Annotated in this window: 20 protein-coding genes, 1 tRNA gene and 2 pseudogenes; 9 read left to right on the forward strand and 14 right to left on the reverse strand. The window is 66.2% G+C overall.

Going from position 1 to position 22,972, the window contains the following annotated elements; all coding sequences use genetic code 11:
• Window positions 1-14: 14 nt before the first annotated feature.
• The 4 genes and pseudogenes from L0976_RS24445 to L0976_RS24460 form a co-directional block, all read right to left on the reverse strand.
• Window positions 15-982 (reverse strand): annotated as a pseudogene (locus L0976_RS24445) (esterase-like activity of phytase family protein).
• Between the two features lie 55 nt (window positions 983-1,037).
• Complete coding sequence (cobT, locus tag L0976_RS24450) at window positions 1,038-2,939, reverse strand: cobaltochelatase subunit CobT (protein WP_203316627.1); 1,902 nt, start codon at window positions 2,937-2,939, stop codon at window positions 1,038-1,040.
• 16 nt (window positions 2,940-2,955) lie between these two features.
• A complete protein-coding gene (gene cobS, locus L0976_RS24455) occupies window positions 2,956-3,954 on the reverse strand; it encodes a cobaltochelatase subunit CobS (protein ID WP_203316626.1) in 999 nt (332 codons plus the stop codon).
• A 118-nt stretch (window positions 3,955-4,072) separates the two neighbouring features.
• The gene (locus L0976_RS24460) at window positions 4,073-4,705 is read right to left on the reverse strand and encodes a DnaJ domain-containing protein (RefSeq protein WP_203319859.1); all 633 of its coding nucleotides are present in this window, start codon (window positions 4,703-4,705) and stop codon (window positions 4,073-4,075) included.
• A gap of 113 nt (window positions 4,706-4,818) precedes the next feature.
• Between L0976_RS24460 and L0976_RS24465 the strand changes: the two genes are divergently transcribed.
• On the forward strand, window positions 4,819-5,100 hold the full coding sequence (locus L0976_RS24465) for a BolA family transcriptional regulator (RefSeq protein ID WP_234189577.1): 282 nt from the start codon (window positions 4,819-4,821) through the stop codon (window positions 5,098-5,100).
• 61 nt (window positions 5,101-5,161) lie between these two features.
• Here the strand turns inward: L0976_RS24465 and L0976_RS24470 are convergent.
• The 3 genes and pseudogenes from L0976_RS24470 to L0976_RS24480 form a co-directional block, all read right to left on the reverse strand.
• Window positions 5,162-5,935: pseudogene (locus L0976_RS24470) on the reverse strand (transporter associated domain-containing protein); the annotation flags it as partial.
• A gap of 113 nt (window positions 5,936-6,048) precedes the next feature.
• A complete protein-coding gene (gene aroB / locus L0976_RS24475; protein ID WP_234189578.1) occupies window positions 6,049-7,176 on the reverse strand; it encodes a 3-dehydroquinate synthase in 1,128 nt (375 codons plus the stop codon).
• 10 nt (window positions 7,177-7,186) lie between these two features.
• Window positions 7,187-7,768 carry a shikimate kinase gene (locus L0976_RS24480; RefSeq protein ID WP_203316622.1) on the reverse strand — a complete coding sequence of 194 codons (582 nt, stop codon included), beginning with the start codon at window positions 7,766-7,768 and terminating at the stop codon, window positions 7,187-7,189.
• Window positions 7,769-7,922: 154 nt separating this feature from the next.
• Here L0976_RS24480 and L0976_RS24485 point away from each other — a divergent pair, with 154 nt between their 5' ends.
• The 5 genes from L0976_RS24485 (at window position 7,923) to L0976_RS24505 (ending at window position 11,986) form a co-directional block, all read left to right on the forward strand.
• Window positions 7,923-8,072 (forward strand): hypothetical protein, encoded by a 150-nt coding sequence (locus L0976_RS24485; protein ID WP_117371919.1) that lies wholly within the window; start codon window positions 7,923-7,925, stop codon window positions 8,070-8,072.
• Window positions 8,069-9,016 (forward strand): site-specific tyrosine recombinase XerD, encoded by a 948-nt coding sequence (gene xerD, locus L0976_RS24490; RefSeq protein ID WP_234189585.1) that lies wholly within the window; start codon window positions 8,069-8,071, stop codon window positions 9,014-9,016. Before L0976_RS24485 ends, xerD begins: the two co-directional genes overlap by 4 nt.
• Before the next feature lie 78 nt (window positions 9,017-9,094).
• Window positions 9,095-10,048 (forward strand): acetyl-CoA carboxylase carboxyltransferase subunit alpha, encoded by a 954-nt coding sequence (locus L0976_RS24495; protein WP_203316620.1) that lies wholly within the window; start codon window positions 9,095-9,097, stop codon window positions 10,046-10,048.
• Between the two features lie 193 nt (window positions 10,049-10,241).
• Window positions 10,242-11,741 carry a murein L,D-transpeptidase family protein gene (locus L0976_RS24500; protein WP_234189586.1) on the forward strand — a complete coding sequence of 500 codons (1,500 nt, stop codon included), beginning with the start codon at window positions 10,242-10,244 and terminating at the stop codon, window positions 11,739-11,741.
• On the forward strand, window positions 11,738-11,986 hold the full coding sequence (locus L0976_RS24505; RefSeq protein WP_203316618.1) for a sulfurtransferase TusA family protein: 249 nt from the start codon (window positions 11,738-11,740) through the stop codon (window positions 11,984-11,986). The genes L0976_RS24500 and L0976_RS24505 overlap by 4 nt, the downstream gene beginning before the upstream one ends.
• A gap of 1 nt (window position 11,987) precedes the next feature.
• On the opposite strand, the gene L0976_RS24510 is transcribed toward L0976_RS24505, so the two are convergent.
• Entirely contained in the window at window positions 11,988-13,136 is a 1,149-nt protein-coding gene (locus tag L0976_RS24510; RefSeq protein ID WP_234189587.1) for a GTP-binding protein, read from the reverse strand.
• A gap of 14 nt (window positions 13,137-13,150) precedes the next feature.
• On the reverse strand, window positions 13,151-14,263 hold the full coding sequence (locus L0976_RS24515) for a D-alanyl-D-alanine carboxypeptidase family protein (RefSeq protein ID WP_234189588.1): 1,113 nt from the start codon (window positions 14,261-14,263) through the stop codon (window positions 13,151-13,153).
• Between the two features lie 131 nt (window positions 14,264-14,394).
• Here L0976_RS24515 and L0976_RS24520 point away from each other — a divergent pair, with 131 nt between their 5' ends.
• Window positions 14,395-15,567, forward strand: a complete 1,173-nt coding sequence (locus tag L0976_RS24520; protein WP_234189589.1) for a M20 aminoacylase family protein — start codon at window positions 14,395-14,397, stop codon at window positions 15,565-15,567.
• Between the two features lie 136 nt (window positions 15,568-15,703).
• Window positions 15,704-15,780, forward strand: a tRNA-Arg gene (locus L0976_RS24525).
• Between the two features lie 19 nt (window positions 15,781-15,799).
• Here L0976_RS24525 and L0976_RS24530 read toward each other — a convergent pair.
• Window positions 15,800-16,180, reverse strand: coding sequence for a CAP-Gly domain protein (locus L0976_RS24530; protein WP_234189592.1), 381 nt, complete (start codon window positions 16,178-16,180; stop codon window positions 15,800-15,802).
• Between the two features lie 28 nt (window positions 16,181-16,208).
• Entirely contained in the window at window positions 16,209-16,925 is a 717-nt protein-coding gene (locus L0976_RS24535; RefSeq protein WP_234189594.1) for an META domain-containing protein, read from the reverse strand.
• Window positions 16,926-17,113: 188 nt separating this feature from the next.
• Here L0976_RS24535 and dxr point away from each other — a divergent pair, with 188 nt between their 5' ends.
• Window positions 17,114-18,289, forward strand: coding sequence for a 1-deoxy-D-xylulose-5-phosphate reductoisomerase (dxr, locus tag L0976_RS24540; RefSeq protein WP_234189595.1), 1,176 nt, complete (start codon window positions 17,114-17,116; stop codon window positions 18,287-18,289).
• 20 nt (window positions 18,290-18,309) lie between these two features.
• Here dxr and hemA read toward each other — a convergent pair whose 3' ends face one another.
• The 3 genes from hemA to L0976_RS24555 all read right to left on the reverse strand — a co-directional run bounded on the left by hemA (window position 18,310) and on the right by L0976_RS24555 (window position 22,929).
• The gene (hemA, locus tag L0976_RS24545) at window positions 18,310-19,524 is read right to left on the reverse strand and encodes a 5-aminolevulinate synthase (RefSeq protein WP_203316612.1); all 1,215 of its coding nucleotides are present in this window, start codon (window positions 19,522-19,524) and stop codon (window positions 18,310-18,312) included.
• A 243-nt stretch (window positions 19,525-19,767) separates the two neighbouring features.
• Window positions 19,768-20,565, reverse strand: a complete 798-nt coding sequence (locus tag L0976_RS24550; RefSeq protein WP_203316611.1) for a xanthine dehydrogenase family protein subunit M — start codon at window positions 20,563-20,565, stop codon at window positions 19,768-19,770.
• A gap of 12 nt (window positions 20,566-20,577) precedes the next feature.
• The gene (locus L0976_RS24555; RefSeq protein ID WP_234189596.1) at window positions 20,578-22,929 is read right to left on the reverse strand and encodes a xanthine dehydrogenase family protein molybdopterin-binding subunit; all 2,352 of its coding nucleotides are present in this window, start codon (window positions 22,927-22,929) and stop codon (window positions 20,578-20,580) included.
• Window positions 22,930-22,972: the final 43 nt, after the last annotated feature.

Consider the following 22,972-nt stretch of genomic DNA (forward strand, 5'->3'; position numbering starts at 1 on the left):
CTCCGGCCGATCTTTCACTTCAGCCGGAATTCCAGCATCAGGTTGCGCTGGAGGATGGAGTGATTGTCGTCGGAAACGACGATGATGCGGATGTCGTCCTTAGCCATCGCCACCACGTCCAGCCCTTCCATATTGTCGATCTGCTGGCGAAGGTCGGCGTCGATCAGCACCTCGCCGTCGACCACCGCGCCGGGGCGGATCGTATCGCCGTCGATCCGGCGGATGCGCGTGCCCATGCCGTCCAGCAGGCGGAAGCGGCGTTCCAGCAGGAGGAGGTCGCCATTCGGCAGGAAGGCGCCGTCGGTGATGTCCCAGGGATCGTTGCGTCTGACGGCGAAGAAGCCCGCACGCGGGCCTTCCAAGACAGCGGCGAAGACGTTGCCATCGGCATCCAGGCTGCGCTCCGTCACGACCACCGGTACGGCGCCGAGCGGGCCTGTGGCCGGCGACATGGCGAGTGTCTCCATGCCGCGGTTCCGGCGGATCTCCCGCCGTTCGATGGGAAGGGGCAACCGGCGCTTCGGCCTTGCGTCCATGAAGCCGGGATCGGGATAGGCGTCGATCCGGTGATGCCCCTCGAAGCTGACGAGGAGCTCGCCCTTGCCGATGGCGAGGCCCTCGGCATCCATCGCCTGCTTGGGGTTCTCGCCGCGGCCGTCCCGATTGAACATCGAGCGGATCCTGACGTCGGCAAGGCGCTCAACCGGCCTTCGGCATCGCGCTCGACGCGGCCGGTCAGCCAGTGGCCGGTATCGAGCACCGAGACGAAGTTCTGCCGGTCGTTTCGGAAGCGGATCGCCGAGACCGCGCCGAGCAGGGGACTGGTCGACGAATAGGCGATGCCGCCGAGGAATTCGAGCCTGCCGAAGATGCGCTGGCCGGAACCCGGCGTGAACTGCATAATGGCGCGGCTGGAGACCGGGACCTCGATGGCATCCGCTGCCGCCGGCTGCACGGGCGACAGGCAGAGCAGAGCGGACAGGGCGATTGCGGGAAGGCTTCGCACGAGGCGCGCAGGCCTTTGCCGGAACGCCGGCTCAGCCCGCACGGCGGCGGCTGGCGGGGAGGCGGGCGGTGCTTTCGTCGGCGAAGAGCGAGGCGAGCTGTTCGGTCATGGCGCCGGCCAGTTCGTCCGCGTCGACGATGGTGACGGCGCGGCGGTAGTAGCGCGTGACGTCATGGCCGATGCCGATGGCCAGCAGCTCGACCGGCGAGCGCGTCTCGATCTGCTCGATGACGGCGCGCAGGTGCCGCTCGAGATAGTTGCCGGGGTTCACCGAGAGCGTCGAATCGTCGACCGGTGCGCCGTCCGAGATCATCATCAGGATGCGGCGCTGCTCGGGGCGGGCGAGCAGGCGGTCGTGCGCCCAGATCAGCGCCTCGCCGTCGATGTTCTCCTTCAGGAGGCCCTCGCGCATCATCAGGCCGAGATTGCGCCGTGCGCGCCGCCACGGGGCATCGGCGGCCTTGTAGATGATGTGGCGGAGATCGTTGAGGCGGCCGGGCGCCTGCGGCTTGCCGCTGCCGAGCCATTTTTCGCGCGATTGCCCGCCCTTCCAGGCCTTGGTGGTAAAGCCGAGAATCTCGACCTTCACGCCGCAGCGCTCCAGCGTGCGGGCGAGGATGTCGGCGCAGGTGGCGGCGACCGTGATCGGGCGGCCGCGCATGGAGCCGGAATTGTCGATCAGCAGCGTCACGACCGTGTCGCGGAAGGTCGTGTCCTTCTCGCGCTTGAAGGAGAGCGGCTGCATCGGGTCGATGATGATGCGCTGCAGGCGGGCGCTGTCGAGATAGCCCTCTTCGAGGTCGAATTCCCAGGCGCGGTTCTGCTGCGCCATCAGGCGGCGCTGAAGCCGGTTGGCGAGGCGGCCGACCGCGCCCTGAAGATGGGCGAGCTGCTTGTCGAGGAAGGCGCGCAGGCGGTCGAGTTCCGCCTCGTCGCACAGTTCCTCGGCGGTGATGGTCTCGTCGAATTCCTGCGTGAAGACGCCGTAATCGACCTTCTCGTTGAAATCCGTGAAGGGCTGGTTCGGGCGGCGCACCTCGCCGGGCTTTTCGGTGTCGTCGCCGTCATCGTCGACGAGGTCGTCGTCGGAGATTTCCGCGCCGTCCATCTCGCCTTCGTCCATCTGCTCGTCGGACGTCTCGTTCTCGTCGGCAGGGGCGCTGTCGTCGCCGGCGTCTTCCTGGCTGTCGTTGTCTTCCTGCTCGTCGCTGCGCGGCTGGTTCTCGTCCTCGGGCGTTTCCGAATCGTCCGGTTCGTTCTCGTCCTCGCCGTATTGCTCGGCGACGTTCATCGAGGCGAGCATGTTGCGCACGACGCGCGAGAAGGCGTGCTGGTCGTTGATGGCGGAGGAAAGGCCCTCCATGTCCTTGCCGGCCTTGTCCACGATGAAATCGCGCCAGAGGTCGAGCACCTTGCCGGCCGAGGCGGGCGGGGCCTGGCCGGTCAGCTTCTCGCGCACGATGAGCGCGACGGCTTCTTCAAGGGGCGCATCGGCCTGGCGGGTGATCGCGCCGAAATTGGCCTTGGCGTATTTCTCCGTCAGCATGGTGGTGAGGTTCTGCGCCATGCCGTGCATGCGGTTTGAGCCGATCGCCTCGACGCGCGCCTGCTCGACGGCGTCGAAGATCGCGCGGGCATCGGCGCCCTGCGGCGACATGGTCGCGTGGATGCGGGCGTCGTGACAGGCCTTGCGCAGCGCCATCGAGTCGCCGAGGCCACGGGTGAGCGCGACTTCGGCGGGCGACGGGCGCTTGGAGAGCTCGGGCAGGCGGATGCGCTCGCCGGTCATGCCGGGGCGCTCGTTGGCGAAGGTGACCTCCACCTCCGCATCGCCCGAGACGGCGCGCACGCAGCCCGTCACCGCGCGGCGGAACGGTTCCATGTCCACCACGCCGCCGGGCCTCGGCTTCGAATTGTCTCCGCGGGCTGCCATGCGCTTCACCTTGCCGTCAGACAGTCGCTTCCAGGACGATGTTGGCGGCGCTTTCCTTCAGCTCCACGCCGAAAGCGCGCTGGTAGAGTTCGGCCACCAGCGTGCGCTCCAGTTCGTCGCACTTGTTGAGGAAGGTGACGCGGAAGGCGAAGGCGACGTCGCCGAAGATCTCCGCATTCTCCGCCCAGGTGATGACCGTACGCGGGCTCATCACGGTCGACAGGTCGCCGTTGATGAAGGCGGCGCGGGTGAGGTCGGCGACGCGCACCATGCGCGAGATCGTCTCGCGGCCGTCCTTGCCGGCAGCGAGGCGCTTCACCTTGGCGGCGACGATGTTCACCTCGTTGTCGTGCGGCAGGTAGTTCAGCGTGGTGACGATCGACCAGCGGTCCATCTGCGCCTGGTTGATCTGCTGCGTGCCATGGTAGAGGCCGGTCGTGTCGCCGAGGCCGACGGTGTTGGCCGTGGCGAACAGGCGGAAGGCCGGGTGCGGGCGGATGACGCGGCTCTGGTCGAGCAGGGTCAGGCGGCCGGAGGATTCCAGCACGCGCTGGATGACGAACATGACGTCCGGGCGGCCGGCGTCGTATTCGTCGAAGACGAGCGCGACATTGTGCTGGTAGGCCCAGGGCAGGATGCCGTCCTTGAATTCGGTGACCTGAAGGCCGTCCTTGACGACGATGGCGTCCTTGCCGACGAGATCGATACGGCTGACATGGCTGTCGAGGTTGACGCGCACGCAGGGCCAGTTGAGGCGGGCGGCGACCTGCTCGATATGGGTCGACTTGCCGGTGCCGTGGTAGCCGGAGACCATGACGCGCCGGTTGTGGGCAAAGCCCGCGAGGATGGCGAGCGTCGTTTCGCGGTCGAACAGGTAGTCCGGGTCGAGGTCCGGCACATAGGCGTCCGCCTTGGAATAGGCCGGGACCCTGAGGTCCGTATCAATGCCGAAAACCTCCCGTACGGAAACCGTGGTGTCCGGGAGGTTGGAAATATCGAGATCCATCTTGCTCATCACGTCTCCGCGGGCGGCGGCCATGCCTCCGCCCCAATAATTTAGTGCACGCCAACTTTGCCTTTTGCTTGACCGCATTTGTGCGACACCGGGCGATTCCGCCCGGTTGCAAAATGCTCTAGCAGAAGCCGGCCTGCTTTAACAATTGATATGCTTGGATGACGGCGCGAAAACGCTCCTCCGAGCCTCTATCTCCGCCATTTGCATCCGGGTGATGCTTTTTGACAAGCATTTTGTAGGCGGACTTGATGTCCTCTGTCGTGGCATTCGCGGAAAGGCCGAGCGTGTCGAAGGCTTTCGCCTCCAGGGTCTTCAGTTTTCGCGCGCGGGGCTCCATCTGGGGCCTGCGGCCCTTGCCTTCGTTGAAGAGGCCGAAGGGATCGCGGATGCGCTGATTTGCCCCGGCCGTGCCGGAGCGCGCGGTGCCCTGGGCCGGGCCGTTCTTGGCGGCCTTGTTGACGCCGATCGTCCAGGTCGGACGGTGGCCGGTGATGGCCTCCTTCTGGTAGCGCGCGATCTCGCCGTCGGACAGGCCCGAGAAGTAGTTGTAGCCCTTGTTATATTCCTTGACGTGCTCGAAGCAGAACATGAAATACTGCCCCTCGGCGTTGCGGCCGACGGGTGCGCGATGCACGGCATTCTCCTCGCAGCCGTCCCACTGACAGGTCGGCGCGGAGCGTTCGGGACGCTCCACGCGCCGCTTCGTGCGGATGCGGTCGAAGTATTTGGAATCGAGTTTCATGGCGCTAATTATGGGGCTCCCGAGCGGCCGCAACAAGAATTGACAAAGCGGATTGTTGCTGGCTTTGTGGAACCCTTTACCTGCGTCGCGGCGGTGCCGTTTCCGTCGCTGAAAGTTGCCCCATGTCCATGAAAACCAGCATCGCCGGCAAGCTTGAAGCCGCCTTTTCGCCCGAGCGCCTCGAGGTCGTCAACGAGAGCCACCTGCATGCCGGCCACCAGCCGGGTTTCGATGGCGAGGGCGAGACGCATATGCGCATCCGCATCGTCTCCGCAGCCTTTTCCGGCATGAGCCGGGTGGCACGCCACCGGGCGATCAACGAGGCGGTGAAGGCGGAGCTCGACGCGGGACTTCATGCCCTCGCCGTCGAGGCGGCGGCGCCGGGCGAACCGACGCGCTGGTGAGCTTTTTTGGTCTTGCGCCATTGCGAACGCAAAACCGCTTCTCACGTTTGCCGGACCTGCTTCAGGCGCCCGGCTGCAACAGCTCCGCCGGGCGGATGCGCAGCTTGGTGATGCGGTTCTTCACCCGCTTCATGACGATGAAGCGCTTGCCGTGGAAGGTGAAGGCCTGGCGCTCCTCCGGGATCGACTTCGATTCGTGGATGACGAGGCCGGCGATGGTCGTCGCCTCCTCGTCCGGCAGCGTCCAGTTGAAGGCGCGGTTGAGGTCGCGGATCGAAACGCTGCCGTCGACGACGAGCGAGCCGTCCGCCTCCTGCCGCACGCCCTGGATGTCGACGGTCTTCTCGTCGGAGATGTCGCCGACGATCTCCTTGAGGATGTCCTGCAGCGTGACGAGGCCCTGCACATCGCCGTATTCGTCGACGACAGTCGCGAAATGCTCCTCGCGGCGCAGGAAGGCGGCGAGCTGCTCCTTCAGCGTCGTCGTGTCGGGCACGAACCACGGTTTCTGCGCGACCCGCGTGATGTCGAGGCTCTTCGGCTCGACGCCGGGTTCCGCCAGCGCGCGCAGGAGGTCCTTGGCGTGGACGACGCCGACGATGTTGTCGGCCGAGCCCATCCAGAGCGGCATGCGAGTATAGGGGCTTTCCAGCACGGCCTTGACGATCTCCTCCGGCGGATCGCCGGCATTGAGCGCCCGCATGGCCATGCGGTGGATCATGATGTCGGAGACTTCCAGCGCGTCGAGGTCGAGCGCATTGGGAAGCCGGTCGCGCTCTGTCTTCGCGGACGCCCCCTCGCGTTCGCCCTCCGCCTCGCGCGTCTCCCGGTGCGAACGCCACAGCCCTGAAATCGACGAGCGCCAGTAGACTATGGCGGCGAGGGCGATGAGGCCGAGGACGATCCACGGCCAGACATCAGGAGCGAGCACGGCGGGCGTATCGCTGGTCATTTCGGCAGCTTTTCCTTGAGGAAGGCGACGACTTCCGACTGCGGCACGTCGTCGGCGACGAAGGACCGGCCGATGCCGTGCGTCAGGATGAAGGTGAGCTTGCCGGCCTTGACCTTCTTGTCCTGCGCGATGGCGTCCATCAGCCTTTCCGCCGGCGGCAGGCCGCCCGGGATCTCTGCCATCGATGTCGGCAGGCCGACGTCGCGCAGATGCGCCTCGACGCGGCTTGCATCGTCGGGGCTGCAAAGGTTCATCCGGGCGGAGAACTGATGGGCGAGCACCATGCCGATGGAGACGCCCTCGCCATGGACGAGGCGGGCGCTGTCGTACTGCGTCGCCGCTTCCAGCGCATGGCCGAAGGTGTGGCCGAGATTGAGGAGGGCGCGCTGGCCGTTCTCGCGCTCGTCGGCGGCGACGACATCTGCTTTCGCCTGGCAGCTCGTGGCGATGGCCGTAATGCGCGCCTCGCCGCCGGCGAAGACGTCGCGCCAGTTGTTCTCCAGCCAGGCGAAGAAATCCGGCTTGTCGATCAGGCCGTATTTGGCGACCTCCGCGTAGCCGGCGCGGAATTCGCGCGGCGAGAGTGTGTCGAGCACGTCGGTGTCGGCGAGCACGAGGTCGGGCTGGTGGAAGACGCCGACGAGGTTCTTGCCGTGGGCCGAGTTGATGCCCGTCTTGCCGCCGACGGAGGAATCGACCTGCGCCAGGAGCGAGGTCGGCACCTGGATGAAGCGAGAGCCGCGCCGCACGATGCCGGCGGCAAAGCCGGTGAGGTCGCCGATGACGCCGCCGCCGAGCGCCACCACGGCGTCGTTGCGCTCGATGCGGGCGGCAAGCACGCTGTCGCAGACGCGGATCAGGTGCTCGAAGCTCTTCGTCTTCTCGCCGGCCGGCAGCACGAGCGAGACGGCCTCGATGCCTTCCACCGCAAGCGCGGCCATGAAGCCGTCGAGATAGATCGGCGCGACGTGCTCGTCGGTGATGACGGCGATCTTGCGGCCCTTGAGGCGGCTTGCGATCTCGCGGCCGGCCGCGGATATGAGGCCGGGGCCGATCAGGATGTCGTAGGAGCGGTCGGCGAGATCGACGCGCACGGTGCGGCGCGCGGTGGCATTGGCAGTCATGGTCATCTCGTCAGGGTTTGCGGGCGGCGGCGATGATCGCGGCGAGCACCTCCTCCACCATGGTTTCCTTCTTCACGTCGCGCGACATCACGGTCAGATCGGCTTCCGCATAGATCGGGTAACGGGCGTTCATGAGGTTTTCGAGCGTCTGGCGCGGGTTCTCCGTCTTGAGCAGCGGGCGGGTGTCGCGCTTGTTGACGCGCTCCCAGAGAACGTCGAGGTCGGCCTTCAGCCAGACGGTGAGGCCGCCGCGCCTGATGTGCCTTCGGGTGTTCTCGTTGATATAGGCGCCGCCCCCGGTCGACACGACGCGCGGGCCGGAGCGCAGCAGGCGCTTGATCACCCGGGTTTCGAGTGCCCGGAATTCCGCCTCGCCATAGGCGGCGAAGAGATCCGTTATCGACATGCGCGAGACGCGCTCGATCTCGTGGTCGGAATCGATGAAGGGGATGCCGAGCGCCTGCGCCGTCATGCGGCCGATCGCCGACTTGCCGGCGCCCATCAGGCCGATCAGGACGAGGTTGCGCCTGCCGAGCGCGGCGCGGGCCTCGGCGGCAAGCGTAAGGGGGGCCTGGACGATCAGCTCGGTCATGGGGTTTCCCGGAGTTTCGCTTCCTTCCGTATCGACAAAAGCGCCGGGAGCGTCAAGCCTGCGCGGTGTCGGGCGTGCGGGGGGGCGAACGGCCGCCGCCCTTGCGCTGAACGGACGGCGAGGCGATATAGGGACTATCGTCCCGGAGATCGCCATGCCCACCCTGTTCCGATTCCTGTTCTTCTGCGCCGTGATCGTCGGGTCGGTCTACGGCGTGATGGTGGCGCTGGTGACCTTCGTCGAGCCGACCGAGCGGGAAGTGACGATCCGCATTCCTTCCGAGCGCGTGAATCCCCAGCCATGAGGGATCCGTCCGCCCTTCAGGTCGAGTCCTTCCTCGAGATGATGAGCGCCGAACGGGGCGCGGCTGTCAACACGCTGCAATCCTATGAACGGGACCTCGAGGATGCGCGCTCCTTCCTCAACGAGCGCGGCGTGCGGCTTGCGGAGGCGACGCCTGACGACCTCAGGGCCTATCTCGGCCATCTTGCACGGCAGGGCTTTGCCGCATCCTCGCAGGCGCGGCGGCTGTCGGCGCTCCGGCAGTTCTTCAAGTTCCTCTATGGCGAGGGCCTGCGCGGGGACGATCCGACCGGCATTCTCGACGCGCCGAAGAAGGGGCGCTCGCTGCCGAAGACGCTGAGCGTCGACGACGTCACCCGCCTCATCACCCGGGCCGAAGCCGAGGCGGCGGAGCCCGGCGGAAATCCCCTTCTCAAGCGGCGCATGCATCTGCTCGTCGAGCTGCTCTACGCGACGGGCATGCGCGTCAGCGAACTGGTGTCGCTGCCGGCGAGCGTGCTGGCGCAGACGGGGCGCTTCCTCGTCGTCAGGGGCAAGGGCAACAAGGAGCGCATGGTGCCCCTGTCGCGCGCCGCCGTTTCGGCGCTGGAGGCCTATGGGGAGATGCTGGCGGCGGAGATCGGCGACGATCCGGCGGCCGGCGCGTTCCTTTTCCCGGCGCAGAGCAAGGAAGGCCATCTGCCGCGCCAGGTCTTCGCGCGCGACCTGAAGGCGCTGGCCGGGCGGGCCGGCATTCGGGCCTCGTCGCTTTCGCCGCACGTCCTTCGCCACGCCTTCGCCAGCCATCTCCTGCAGAACGGCGCGGACCTGCGCGCGGTGCAGGAACTGCTGGGCCACTCGGACATTTCCACGACACAAATCTATACGCATGTGCTGGAAGAACGGCTCCACCAGCTCGTTCAAACCCATCACCCCCTTGCCAAACAGGCAAAAAAACCGGATTAGGACCCCTACCGCCTGCGACTGGCCTTGTGGCCGACTGCAGACCGGCGCGGTTTGAGCAAACGATCGGAAACGCATCTCATGCACAACTACCTCGATTTCGAAAAGCCCATCTCGGATCTCGAAGGCAAGATCCACGAGCTGAGGAAGCTCGCAGAGGAAGATGAGAGCATCGACACGAGCGACGAGGTCGGCAGGCTTGAAGTGCGCGCCCGCGAGGCCATGGCGGACATCTACGCCAAGCTGACGCCCTGGCAGAAGACCCAGGTCGCGCGCCATCCGCAGCGTCCGCATTTCGTCGATTACGCCAGCCAGCTCTTCGAAGAGTTCACGCCGCTGGCCGGCGACCGCAAGTTCGCCGAGGACGAGGCGATCCAGGCGGGCCTGGGGCGTTTCCGCGGCGAGGCCGTCGCCATCATCGGCCAGGAAAAGGGCAGCGACACCAAGTCGCGCCTCAAGCACAATTTCGGCAGCGCCCGGCCGGAAGGCTACCGCAAGGCGATCCGCGTCATGGAAATGGCCGACCGCTTCGGCCTGCCGATCATCACGCTGATCGACACGGCCGGCGCCTATCCCGGCATCGGCGCGGAAGAGCGCGGCCAGGCGGAAGCCATCGCCCGCTCCACGGAGATGTGTCTCAACGTCCGCGTGCCGATCGTCTCCGTCGTTCTCGGCGAGGGCGGCTCGGGCGGCGCCATCGCCATCGCCACGGGCGACCGGGTCTACATGCTGGAACATGCGATCTATTCCGTGATCTCGCCGGAGGGCGCGGCCTCCATCCTCTGGCGCGATTCCACCCGCGCCAAGGAAGCCGCGAGCAACATGAAGATCACGTCGGAGGACCTGAAGGCCCTCGGCGTCATCGACGGCATCATTCCCGAGCCGGTCGGTGGCGCGCATCGCGATCCCGCGGCCGTCATCGGCCGCACGGGCGACGTCATCGCCGCGGCGCTGAAGGACCTTTCGGCCAAGCCCGGCGACCAGCTTCGCAAGGATCGCCGCCAGCGCTACCTGAATATCGGCCGCCAGCTCTGACCTGCGGGCCGGGTCCGCACCCTTTCGCCCCATCTCGGCCACAATCCTTGTGTGTGAAGGGGCTGCGGTCGTCCGGCAGTTCCGCGAAAGAATTCCCGGTTAAGAGTTTATGAAGTATAAGCCGGTTACGACTGCGCGTCCCGCCCTGCCGGCGCGACGGCTCGCGATCTGACGATAGTTCACGGACCCTTGCATGCGCCTCACCGTTCTTGCCGCCGTTTCGCTTCTCGCCGTGGTCACCGCGGGATGCACCAATGAGACGCTCGACTCGTTCGACAAGGTCGACGTCGACATCTCCAGGGTGTCCAGCAAGACCGGCTACCAGCTCTCGCCGGCGGTGCTGAGCAAGTTCTCCAAGATGAACATCGACCGGTCCTCGCCGATCATGCTGCGCATCCTGAAGGAGGAGGGGCGGCTGGAAGTGTGGAAGGCCGACCGTTCCAACCGGTTCCAGATGGTGCGCAACTACAAGATCTGCGCCTGGTCCGGCAAGCTCGGCCCGAAGACGAAGGAAGGCGACCGCCAGGCGCCGGAGGGCTTCTATCCGCTCTCGCGCGGCCAGATGAACCCGAATTCGAGCTACTATCTCGCGATCAACACCGGCTTTCCCAATACGTATGACCGCGCCAACAGGGCGAGCGGCACCAATCTGATGATCCATGGTGCCTGCTCCTCGTCGGGCTGCTATTCGATGACCGACGAGCAGATGCTCGAAATCTTCGCCTTCGCGCGCGACGCCTTCGACGGCGGGCAGAAGACGGTTCAGCTCCAGGCGTTCCCCTTCCGCATGACCGCGGAGAACATGGCGCGCCACCGCGACAATCCGAACATCGAATTCTGGAAGATGCTGAAGGTCGGCTGGGATCATTTCGAGATCACCAAGCGCCCGCCGGAGGTCAATGTCTGCGAAGGCAAGTATGTCTTCAACCAGCAGGCCGACAAGCCCTTCTCGCCGGCCGGCGCCTGCCCGGCGATGACGACGCCGCCGTCGCTCGACGTGGCGCTTTCGAGCTACAACAAGACCTATGCCGCCGCCTATTCCAAGGCGATGGGCAAGTATCAGGGCACCGTCTGGGTGGAGCCGTCGGAAGCCCAGCGCAAGGCCATCGTCGCCGACCAGCGCAAGGGCCGCGAGCTTGCCTATGCGCCGACCGGCAATTCGCTTGACGCCGGCAAGCTGATGACGCAGCAGGAGATCGAGGCCCAGAAGCGCAAGGCCGAGGAAGCCGAAAAGCGCAAGATCGAAGCGGAAGAGCGCGCGAAACAGGCTGTCGAGCAGGCCAAACTCGATGCCGAGCAGAAGAAGGTCAAGGAAGCGGAAGCCCTCGCGGCGGATGTTGCCGCCGAGAAGGCGCAGAAGCAGGCGCGCGGCGCAGGCGCCCTCCCGGTTCCGGAAGAAAATCCGGGCGTGACGGTCGTCGAGAAGACGGAAAAGAAGCCGTTCTGGAAGCTCTGGACAGCCAGGGAAGAGGCGCCGGCCACGGTCGCGCCCGTCGAAAGCGCGACCCCGCCGGCCGGACCGAATTCCGGCCAGCCGGCGCGCAAGGAGGCGCGCAATCCCGCCCCCGCCACCGAAAAGGCAAAGGCTCCGGCTGCATCGGCCGCGGTTGCCCCGGTGCCTCAGGAAAACCCGGCCGTCGAGGTCGTCGAGCAGGCGCCGAAGAAGCCTTTCTGGAAGTTCTGGCAGAAATGAGTGCCACGGCCGGCAAGGACGATGTCGACGTCTACGACCTGCGCGGCCTGAAATGCCCCTTGCCGGTGATGAAGACGCGCAAGCGCCTTTCGACGATGGCGGCAGGCGCCGGCCTCTGGGTCGAGACCACCGATCCGCTCGCGGTCATCGACATTCCACATTTCTGCCAGGAGGACGGCCATTCGCTGGAGGCGAGCGAACGCGTCGAGGCGGGACACCGATTCCTGATCCGCAAGAAGGCCTGATCTAGAGTTTCAAGCCCGGTATCGCGAGCGGATTGTCGGCGAGCGCCGCGCGGTCCGGGCGGTCGATCTTCGGCGTGCCGGTAAAGGCATCGAAGAGGTCGCGCACGAAGGCTTCCGGCAGGTCCTTGGTGATCAGCACCAGCCGCGTGCGGCGGTCGTCCGGGTCCGGCCAGGCGGCAAGCCGCTCCGGCGGATGGAAGACGCTCTGCACGCCGTGCAGCACCAGCGGACGCTCCGGGCTGTTGCTCATCAGCACGATGCCCTTCATGCGCAGCAGCTTTTCACCATGGGCCGAGCGCAGGAGGTCGATGAACATTTCCAGCGCCATCGGGTCGATGGGACGGTCGTAGACGATGCTGAAGGAGCGGATCGTCGCGTCGTGCCGCGTCACGTCATGGGCGTGATGGTGGTGGTCGTGCCCGTGGTGGTGATGCCCGTGACCATGATCATGATCATGGTGGTGATGGTGGCCGTGCGACTCCTCATGCAGCCAGCGGCGGACGTCCGGTATCTTGCTGCCGGGATCGTAGAGGCCGTTGGCGAGGAGGTCCGGGCCGGCAAGGCCGGGCGTGTCGACATCCAAGACGGCGGCGCGCGGGTTGAGCGCGGCGATTTCCCTGGTGATGGCGGCGAGCGTTTCGGCGTCGGCAAGCGAGGTCTTGCTGATCAGCACGCGGTCGGCGACCGCGACCTGCTTGACCGCCTCGGGATGGTTGGCGAGCGTCGAGAGACCGTTGACGGCATCGACGACGGTGATCACGCCGTCGAGGCCGAAGGACTGGGAGAGGATCGGGTTGCCCATGACGGCCTGGAGCACGGGGGCGGGATCGGCAAGGCCGGTCGTCTCGATCACGATGCGCTTCAGCGGCTGGATCTTGCCCGTCTGCATGCGGTCCATCAGGTCGGCGAGCGTATCGACGAGCTCGCCGCGGATCGTGCAGCACAGGCACCCGTCGGAAAGTTCGATGATGCCGTCGCCCGACTGCTCGACGAGGAGATGGTCGATGCCGACCTCGCCGAACTCGTTGATGATGACGGCGGTGTCGGTGAGCGTCGGGTCCTTCAGGAGGCGGTTGAGCAGGGTCGTCTTGCCCGCGCCCAGAAAGCCGGTCAGTATGGAAACCGGCACGCGCCGCTCAGCAAGGGTCATGGTCTTCAGTCCTGTCAGAAGGTCGGCCGCGGGATCGGGATCGGCACGTTGACCATGTCGCCGATGTCGCCGGCGGCGACCTGCTCGCTGCCGGTCGGCTTGGCGTCTTCACCCGCGATGAGGCCGGCATAGACGAGTTTCAGCGGCCTGTTCAGCTCGTGGATATAGGGGGAGGCCAGCTTCTGGCGGCCTGCCTCGTCCCGTCCCTCGCTGCGCACCTTGGCGGCGTGCTTGGAGCAGATGCCCTCCGAAATGTCGGCGACGCTGTCGCGCGTCTCGCCGTAGGGGCGGAGCTGGCCGAGCGTCGGCACATTGCCGACCCGGCTCGTCAGGCCCTTTTCCAGCATGCCGGCGGAAATGTCGGCGCGTGCGCCGAGGCTGTCGGAGCCGAGCACGACGGACACCACGCTGCGGCCGTTGCGGGTCGCCGAGGAGACCTGGTTGAAGCCGGAGGCGCAGATGAAGCCCGTCTTCATGCCGTCCGCGCCGTCGAAGCGGCCGATCAGCATGTTGAAGTTGGGATACTGCTTCTTGCCCGTGGTGAAGCCTTCCAGCGAGAAGTAGGAGGCATATTGCGGGAATTCGCGCTTCAGCGTCACGGCGAGCACGGCAAGGTCGCGCGCCGTCGTGTACTGGCCCTTGCCGGGCAGGCCGTGCGGGTTGATGAAGTGCGAGGAGCTCATGCCGATGCGGGCGGCTTCGGCGTTCATGCGGTTGACGAAGCCCTGTTCGGAGCCGCCGACCGATTCGGCGATGGCGACCGCGACGTCGTTGGCCGACTTGACGAGGATGATCTTCAGCGCGCTGTCGAGCGTCATCTTCTGGCCGGGCTTGAAATACATCTTGCTCGGCGGTTCGGCGGCGGCGTTCTTGGTCATGGTGACCGGGCTTTCCAGCGTCAGTTCGCCGGCCTTGATGGCGCGGAACACCGTGTAGGCCGTCATCAGCTTGGTGAGCGAGGCGGGATACCAGCGCTGGAAGGCATCCTCGTGCTCGATGACCTTCAGCGTGTTGACGTCCACCAGCATGCGCGGGTTGGCCAGGGTGGTGTTGGCCGCAAGGCCTGTGGTGAGCAACAGGGCGGAGCCCAAAAACCATGCGCTCCGGCGCGTCGTTCGTCCGTTCATCTGCAAAGGTCTGTCCTCGAAATCGGGAGTTGTCTCGAACCGTCGCCCTATTTAACCTATATGGCACCGTGATGGCAAAGCCATCGAAAAGGGATGGCCGACTTTCCGGCCGAAATGACAGGAAGTGTTGCATGCCCGTTCTCAACCGCGCCGCAGAACTGCAGGACGAAATCGCCGGATGGCGCAGGCATCTGCACCGGGAGCCGGAACTTCTCTTCGCGGTGGAGAAGACGGCCGCCTTCGTGGCGGAGAAGCTGCGTGAATTCGGCGTCGACGAGGTGGTGACCGGCATCGGCCGCACCGGCGTCGTCGGGCTCATCCGCGGCAGGCGCGACGGTGGGGGCGAGGGACGCGCCATCGGCCTTCGCGCCGACATGGACGCGCTGCCGATCGAGGAGACCAGCGGCAAGCCCTGGTCCTCGACCGTCAGGGGCAAGATGCACGCCTGCGGCCATGACGGCCATACGGCGATGCTGCTCGGCGCGGCGAAGTACCTTGCCGAGACGCGCAATTTCGCCGGCAATGTCGCGGTCATCTTCCAGCCGGCCGAAGAGGGCGGCGGCGGCGGCAACGAGATGGTCAAGGACGGCATGATGGAGCGCTTCGGCATCGCCGAGGTCTACGGCATGCACAACCTGCCCGGCCTGCCGGTCGGTACCTTCGGCACGCGGCCCGGCGCGATCATGGCGGCGACGGACGAGTTCACCATCAAGGTGAAAGGCCACGGCGGCCATGCGGCCTTGCCGCACAAGACGGTCGATCCCATCGTCATCGGCGCGCAGGTGGTGACGGCGCTGCAGACGATCGTCTCGCGCGTCGCCGATCCCGTTGCTTCGCTCGTCGTCTCCGTCACCAAGTTCAATGCGGGCTTTGCCCACAACGTCATTCCCGAGGAGGCGCAGCTTGCCGGCACGGTGCGCACGCTGAGCCCGGACATGCGCGAGGAGGCGGAGGCCCGCATCCGGCAGATCTGCGCCGGCCTTGCCGCCGCGCACGGCGCGGAGATCACCGTCGCCTACCATCGAAACTATCCCGTCACGGTCAACCATCCGGAAGAGACGGGCCACGCGGTGGCTGTGGCGCGGGAAATCGCCGGCGAAGCGGCGGTCCATGCCGCGCTTGACCCTATGATGGGCGGCGAGGACTTTTCCTACATGTTGCTTGCCCGGCCGGGCGCTTTCGTCTTCCTCGGCAACGGCGACACGGCAGGCCTGCACCACCCCGCCTACGACTTCAACGACGACGCCATCCCGCACGGCGTGACCTATTGGGTCAAGCTCGCCGAAAGCCGGCTGGCCGACTGAAAGCAGGGCAGGCACCTCGGTCATCGGCATCCCGTGAAGGGATGGCCGACCCTGTGGGTCACTCGACTGTTTCCCCAACGGATACGCCGAAAATCGCTTGGCTTCGGCCCGCGGCTTTTGTATGGGTGCAGTCAGTGGTCCCGTAGCTCAGCAGGATAGAGCACCAGATTCCTAATCTGGGGGTCCCGCGTTCGAATCGCGGCGGGATCACCATTTCTCCGGCAAATGGTTCTTATACGTCTTCCGTCTCGCGCTCCGGCGTGACGATCCTGGGCTTCGTTCGGACGGCGGGGACGATCGAGGGCTTGGTCACGACCTTCGGCTGCGGTGCCTTGATGCCGAGCATGCTGCGGATGCGGTCCGAGACCAGCGGGCGGAAGCGGCTGGCGCGGAAAGGCATGTCGACGGCGCCGTAGCCTTCGGGGCCGTCGTCGTTGCCGCGGTAGAGTTCCATCAGCTTGATGCCGTAGAAATCGCCATCGACATAGTGGCGGTAATGGCCGGCCCAGCGGACCGTATAGACCTGCCCCTTGCGGATGCCCTGGTCGATCGACACGTTCTTGAAGCGGTCGTTGATGCAGACCACCTTCTGGCCGACGCTGAATGTGGGCATGTGCTTTCCTCCGATGCCCCGTGCCGGCTCAGCCGGACTTGCGGCAGTTGACGCCCGGCGCGTTCTCGCCGCGGGTCAGGTCGTAGAGCGTCGCCTCGTCGCCCTTCGTCCACCATTCGAAATGGCCGCCGGCATATTTGGCGCCGGAGGCGGCCATGACGTTGGCGGCGATGACGGTCTCTTCGCCGATGCGCACGACGGCCAGCGAATTGGCGCCGACATTGATGTATTCGACGCTGATGCGCTGATCGGCGTCGCACTGGTAGGTCAGCGTCTCGCGCGCCACGCTCTGCTCGGGCCCGGGCAGGCGGATGACGATGTCGGTGTTGTTCTTGAGGCCGGCGAGCCGGATCGCCTGCGCGCCTTCCTTGCCCGTCAGGTGCAGGATGCCGTTCTCCAGCTTCCAGGAGGTCACGGTGCCGAGCGCGTCGAAGAACTTCTGCTCCTGGTCCATGATGGCCGGGGCGCACATCTTGCGCGTGGCGGCGGCCGGCGCGAAGGCGATGTTGCCGTTCTGGACCTTCAGCTTGCCGCGATAGGTGTTGCAGCCGCCATTGCCGCCGTAGGACCCGTCCGGCTTGATCTCCAGCGTCGTCTGCAGGTTGTCGATGACACCGCCGCCGCCGATGTCCTCGGCAAGCCAGGTGCCGCCGAGGCCACCGGGGACGGGTTCGTCTGCATAGGCCGGAGCTGCCGCCAGAAGGGCGAGGCAGGCGAGGGTCCATACTCTCAGGCGTTGGTGCACAGATTTCTCCAATCGCGTCAAGGCGGAAGACCGCTTTGACGGGACGTTATGGCCGTCCGGGCGAAAAGGTCAAGACACGGGTGCCAGAAGACTGGCGCACCGGTTGCTTTACAGCATTTCGGCGACTTGTTGCAGGCGTCTTTCGCCTGTAGAGCCTTTCCTGACAAGAAGAAACAGCGGATATCCCCATGGCTCCCGACGCGCTGCAGAAGCGCCGCATTACCGTTCTCGGCTCCACAGGCTCCATCGGCACCAGCACGCTCGACGTGGTGCGCCAGCTCGGCGGACGCGAGCGCTACGAGGTGCTGGCGCTGACCGGCAACGGCAATGTGGAGCTCCTCGCCGCGCAGGCCAGGGATTGCGGCGCGCGGATGGCGGTGACGGCGGACGAGAGCCGCTACGGCGCGCTCAAGGATGCGCTTTCCGGCAGCGGCATCGCGGCGGCGGCCGGGCGCGAGGCGCTGCTGGAGGCGGCCTCGGCCGATGCGGACTGGGTGATGGCGGCCATCGTCGGCACGGCCGGTCTTGCGCCGACGCTTGCCGCGGCCAAGAAAGGCGCGGATATCGCGCTTGCCAACAAGGAATGCCTCGTCTCGGCGGGCGACCTCTTCGTCAAGGCCGTTGCGGCGGGCGGCGGGCGGCTCATTCCCGTCGACAGCGAGCACAGCGCGATCTTCCAGGCGCTGGAGGACGACCAGCGCCACGCCGTCGAGCGCATCGTGCTGACGGCCTCGGGCGGTCCTTTCCGCACCTGGAGCCGCGATGAGATGGCGGGCGTCACCGCCGACATCGCGCGCGCCCATCCCAACTGGTCGATGGGCCTGAAAATCTCGATCGGCAGCGCCTCGATGTTCAACAAGGCGCTGGAGATGATCGAGGCGAAGCATCTCTTCGACGTCAGGCCGGACCAGATCGAGGTGATCGTCCATCCGCAGTCGATCGTCCATTCCATGGTGGGCTATGTCGACGGCTCGGTGCTGGCGCAGCTCGGCGCGCCCGACATGCGCACGGCCATCGGCTATGCGCTGACCTATCCCGCGCGTGCGCCGCTCAATGTCGACCGGCTGGATTTCGCCAGGCTGGCGCGGCTCGATTTCGAGGCGCCGGACGAGGTGCGTTTCCCGGCGCTTCGGCTTGCCCGCACGGCGCTCACGCGCGGCGGGTTGCAGGGCGCCGTGATGAATGCCGCCGAGGAGGTGGCGTTCCATGCCTTCGTCGCCGGGCGCATCGGCTTCCTCGCCATGGCCGACATTGCCGAGGAGGTGATGGACAGGCTCTCGCACCTGCCGCCGGCGTCCTCCATGGACGATGTCTTCGCCGCCGACGAAGAAGCCCGGCGGGTGGCCGCCGGGCTCATCGGATAGGCTTTCTCGAACTTACCCTGTCAGGCGACGGCGCGGGCGAGCGCGCAGCGCGACCAGAGCGCATGCAGCGCGCCGACGAGATGCTCGATGTCGGCATCCGTGTGCAGCGGCGTCGGCGTGATGCGCAGGCGCTCGGTCTTCTTCGGCACGGTCGGGTAGTTGATCGGCTGGACATAGACGCCGAAATTGTCGAGCAGCAGGTCCGAGATCCATTTGCACTTGGCCGCGTCACCCACCATGACCGGCACGATATGGCTCGGGTTCGGCATATGCGGAATGCCGTTGCGGTCGAGAAGCGCACGCAGCTTGCGCACGCGCGCCTGATGGGCGAGGCGCTCGACCTGGCTTTCCTTGAGGTGGCGGATCGAGGCGAGGGCGCCGGCGGCGAGCGTCGGCGGCAGGGCCGTCGTGAAGATGAAGCCGGAAGCGAAGGAGCGGACGAAGTCGCAGAGCGCGGCGGAGCCGGTGATATAGCCGCCCATGACGCCGAAGGCCTTGCCGAGCGTGCCTTCGATGACGGTCAGCCGGTGCATCAGGCCTTCGCGTTCGGCAATGCCGCCGCCGCGCGGGCCGTACATGCCGACAGCGTGGACTTCGTCGAGATAGGTCATCGCGCCGTACTTGTCGGCGAGGTCGCAGATCTCCTTGATGGGAGCGATGTCGCCGTCCATCGAATAGACCGATTCGAAGGCGATCAGCTTCGGCGCCTTCGGGTCGGCGCTGGCGAGCTTGGCTTCGAGATCCTTGAGATCATTGTGCTTCCAGATCACGCGCTCGCACTTGGAGTGGCGGATGCCCTCGATCATCGAGGCGTGGTTGCCGGCATCGGAGAAACAGATGATGCCGGGGATCCTGGAACAGAGCGTGCCGAGCGCAGCCCAGTTGGAGACGTAGCCGGAGGTGAAGAGCAGGGCCGATTCCTTGCCGTGCAGGTCGGCGAGTTCCTGCTCCAGGAGCACATGGTAGTGATTCGTGCCGGAGATGTTGCGGGTGCCGCCGGCGCCGGCGCCGCACTGGTCGATGGCGCGCTTCATGGCTTCGGTGACGGTCGGATGCTGACCCATGCCGAGATAGTCGTTTGAGCACCAGACCGTGACGTCCTTGGGACCTTCCGCCGTATAGCGGGTCGCCTTCGGGAAGTTGCCCTTCTGGCGCTCCAGGTCGGCGAAGATGCGATAGCGGCCTTCCTGATGCAGGCCGTCCAGTTCGTTCTTGAAGTAGGTCTCGAAGTCCATCCGGGGTCTCCTGTCCGGCGAAAACCCGGACACTGTCGTCGTTGGCTGTCGTTCAATCGGCTATATCAGGTGCCGTTCCGCTGCAACGCACCGCGCTGCGGCAAATCGGCGCCACCTTTGAACCATTCCAATGTATGTTAGGTCACCAAAGGCCATTTCCTGTTGATGCATGTCAAGTCTGCACGAAAAAAGGACGGCCTCAACCGTCCTTTTGTCCGAAGTGTTTCCGCTTTCGTGATGGTATCAGGCGGCGGCGACCGCGCGCTTGGCCATGACCTTCACCAGGTTCGCGCGGTATTCGGCGCTGCCGTGGATATCCGAGAGCATGTCCGCCGCATCGACCGTGATGCCTGACGCGGCGTCCGCCGACCAGTTTGCGGAAAGCGCCGCCTCCAGCCCGGCATGGCGGAAGACGCCGTTGGAGCCTGCGCCCGTCACCGCCGCCCGCACGCTGCCGTCCCATGCCTTCGCCACGAAGACGCCCGCCATGGCGTAGCGCGAGGCGGGGTTGGGGAACTTGGCATAGGCGGCCCTTGCCGGCGTCTCGAAGGTGACCGCGACGATGATCTCGCCGTCCTCCAGCGCCGTCTCGAAGAGGCCGGTGAAGAAGTCGTCGGCGGCGATCTCGCGCCTGTCGGTGACGATCGTCGCGCCCAGCGCCAGCATGGCGGAGGGATAGTCGGCGGCCGGGTCGTTGTTGGCGATGGAGCCGCCGATCGTGCCCATGTGGCGCACATGCGGATCGCCGATATGGGAGGCCAGGTGGCAGATCGCCGGGCAGACCGCCTTCAGCTCCGCCGAGGTCGAGACCTCGTGATGCGTCGTGCCGGCGCCGATCCTGACCCTGTTGCCGCTGACCGAGATGCCCTTGAGCTCGGGGACGTGGCGCAGGTCCACGAGATCGGAGGGGGCGGCGAGCCGCTGCTTCATGGTCGGGATCAGCGTCATGCCGCCGGAGACGTATTTCGCCTCGTCGGACGACGATTGCAGCCTGGCCGCATCCGCGAGGGAGGAGGCGCGATGATAATTCGTTGCGTACATGGCGTCCTCCCGTCAGTTGCTTGCGGCCAGCGCCGCCGCCCAGACCTTCTGGGGCGTTGCCGGCATGGTGAGGTCGTTGTTGCCGATGGCGTCGGTGATGGCGTTCATCAGCGCCGGCGGCGAGCCGATGGCGCCCGCCTCGCCGCAGCCCTTGATGCCGAGCGGATTGCCGGGACAGGGCGTGACCTGGTGCGAGACCTGGAAGGAAGGCAGGTCGTCGGCGCGCGGCATGGTGTAGTCCATGTAGCTTGCCGTCAGGAGCTGGCCGCTATCGGGATCGTAATGCACGCCTTCCAGAAGCGCCTGGCCGATGCCCTGCGCGATGCCGCCATGCACCTGGCCCTCGACGATCATCGGGTTGATGATGTTGCCGAAGTCGTCGGCGGCGACGAACTGGACGATCTTCGTCTTGCCCGTCTCCGGGTCGACCTCGACCTCGCAGATGTAGCAGCCGGCCGGGAAGGTGAAGTTGGAGGGGTCGTAGAAGGCGCCTTCCTTCAGGCCCGGCTCCATGCCGGACGGCAGGTTGTGCGCCGTGTAGGCGGCAAGCGCCATCTGGAACCAGGGAACCGACTTGTCGGTGCCGGCGACCTTGAGGGCGCCGTTCTCGATGACGATGTCGCTCTCGTCGGCCTCCATGAGATGGGCGGCGATCTTCCTGGCCTTGGCCTCGACCTTATCGAGTGCCTTGACGATGGCGGACATGCCGACCGCGCCGGAGCGCGAGCCGTAGGTGCCCATGCCCATCTGCACCTTGTCCGTGTCGCCGTGCACGATGGAGACGCTGTCGATCGGCACGCCGAAGCGGTCGGCGACGAGCTGGGCGAAGGTCGTCTCGTGGCCCTGGCCGTGGCTGTGCGAGCCGGTCAGCACCTCGATGGTGCCGACGGCGTTGACGCGCACCTCGGCGGATTCCCACAGGCCGACGCCGGCGCCGAGCGAGCCGACCGCCGCCGACGGCGCGATGCCGCAGGCCTCGATATAGCAGCTCATGCCGATGCCGCGCTTCATGCCGCGGCCGGCGGCCTCGGCCTTGCGGGCGGGGAAACCGTTCCAGTCGGCCGCCTGCATCGCCGCTTCCAGCGAGGCTTCGTAGTCGCCGGCGTCATAGTTCATGATCACGGGCGTCTGGTGGGGGAAGGAGCGGATGAAATTGATGCGGCGCAGCTCGGCCGGCGAGACGCCGAGCTCGCGGGCCGCCGTCTCCATGGTGCGTTCGAGGAGATAGGTCGCCTCCGGCCGGCCGGCGCCGCGATAGGCGTCGACGGCGACGGTGTTGGTGTAGACGGCCCGCACATTGGCGTGGATCGCCGGGATCGCATACTGGCCGGAGAGCAGCGTGGCGTAGAGATAGGTCGGCACCGAGGAGGAGAACAGCGACATGTAGGCGCCGAAATTGGCGATGGTGTCGACCTTGAGCCCCGTGATGCGGTTGTCGGCGTCGAAGGCCATCTTGACGGTCGAGACGTGGTCGCGGCCATGGGCGTCGGTGAGGAACGCCTCGGTGCGGTCGGCCGTCCACTTGACGGGGACGCCCGCGCGCTTCGATGCCCACAGGCAGACGATCTCCTCGGGGTAGATGAAGATCTTCGAGCCGAAGCCGCCGCCGACATCGGGGGCGATGACGCGCAGCTTGTTTTCCGGCGCGACATTGTAGAAGGCGCTCATGACGAGGCGGGCGACGTGCGGGTTCTGGCTCGTCGTGTAGCAGGTATAGTGGTCTTCGGCCGAATCGTAGATGCCGAGCGCGGCGCGCGGCTCCATCGCGTTGGGCGCGAGGCGGTTGTTGACGATCTTCATCTCCGTGACATGGGCGGCGGCTGCAAGGGCGGCATCGGTCGCCGTGCTGTCGCCGATCTCCCAGTCGAAGATGAGGTTGCCGGGGGCCTCGGGGTGAAGCTGCGGCTGGCCCGTCTGCAGCGCCTTCACGGCATCGGTGACGGCGGGCAGGACGTCGTAGTCGACGATAACGGCTTCGGCCGCATCGCGCGCCTCTCCGAGGCTGTCGGCCACGACCACGGCGACGGCATCGCCGACATAGCGCACGGTCTCATGCGCGAGCGGTCGCCAGGCGCCCATCTTCATGGGCGAGCCGTCCTTGGAGTGGATCATCCAGCCGCAGATCAGGTTGCCGATGCCGTCGTCCAGCATCTGCCTGCCGTTGAGCACGGCGATGACGCCCGGCATGTCCTGCGCCGCCGACGTATCGATGCTCGTGATCTTCGCATGCGCATGGGGCGAGCGCACGAATGCGGCGTAGCGCATGCCCGGTACGGACATGTCGTCCGTATAGTGTCCCTTGCCGGTCAGGAACCGCTTGTCTTCCTTTCGCGCGACGCGCGCGCCGATGCCTTCGACACCCATCTTGATCTCCTCCCGAGAATGAGCGAATTGCGAATGGGAAGTG

This window comes from Shinella sp. NM-101, from assembly GCF_021401195.1.
Classification (GTDB): domain Bacteria; phylum Pseudomonadota; class Alphaproteobacteria; order Rhizobiales; family Rhizobiaceae; genus Shinella.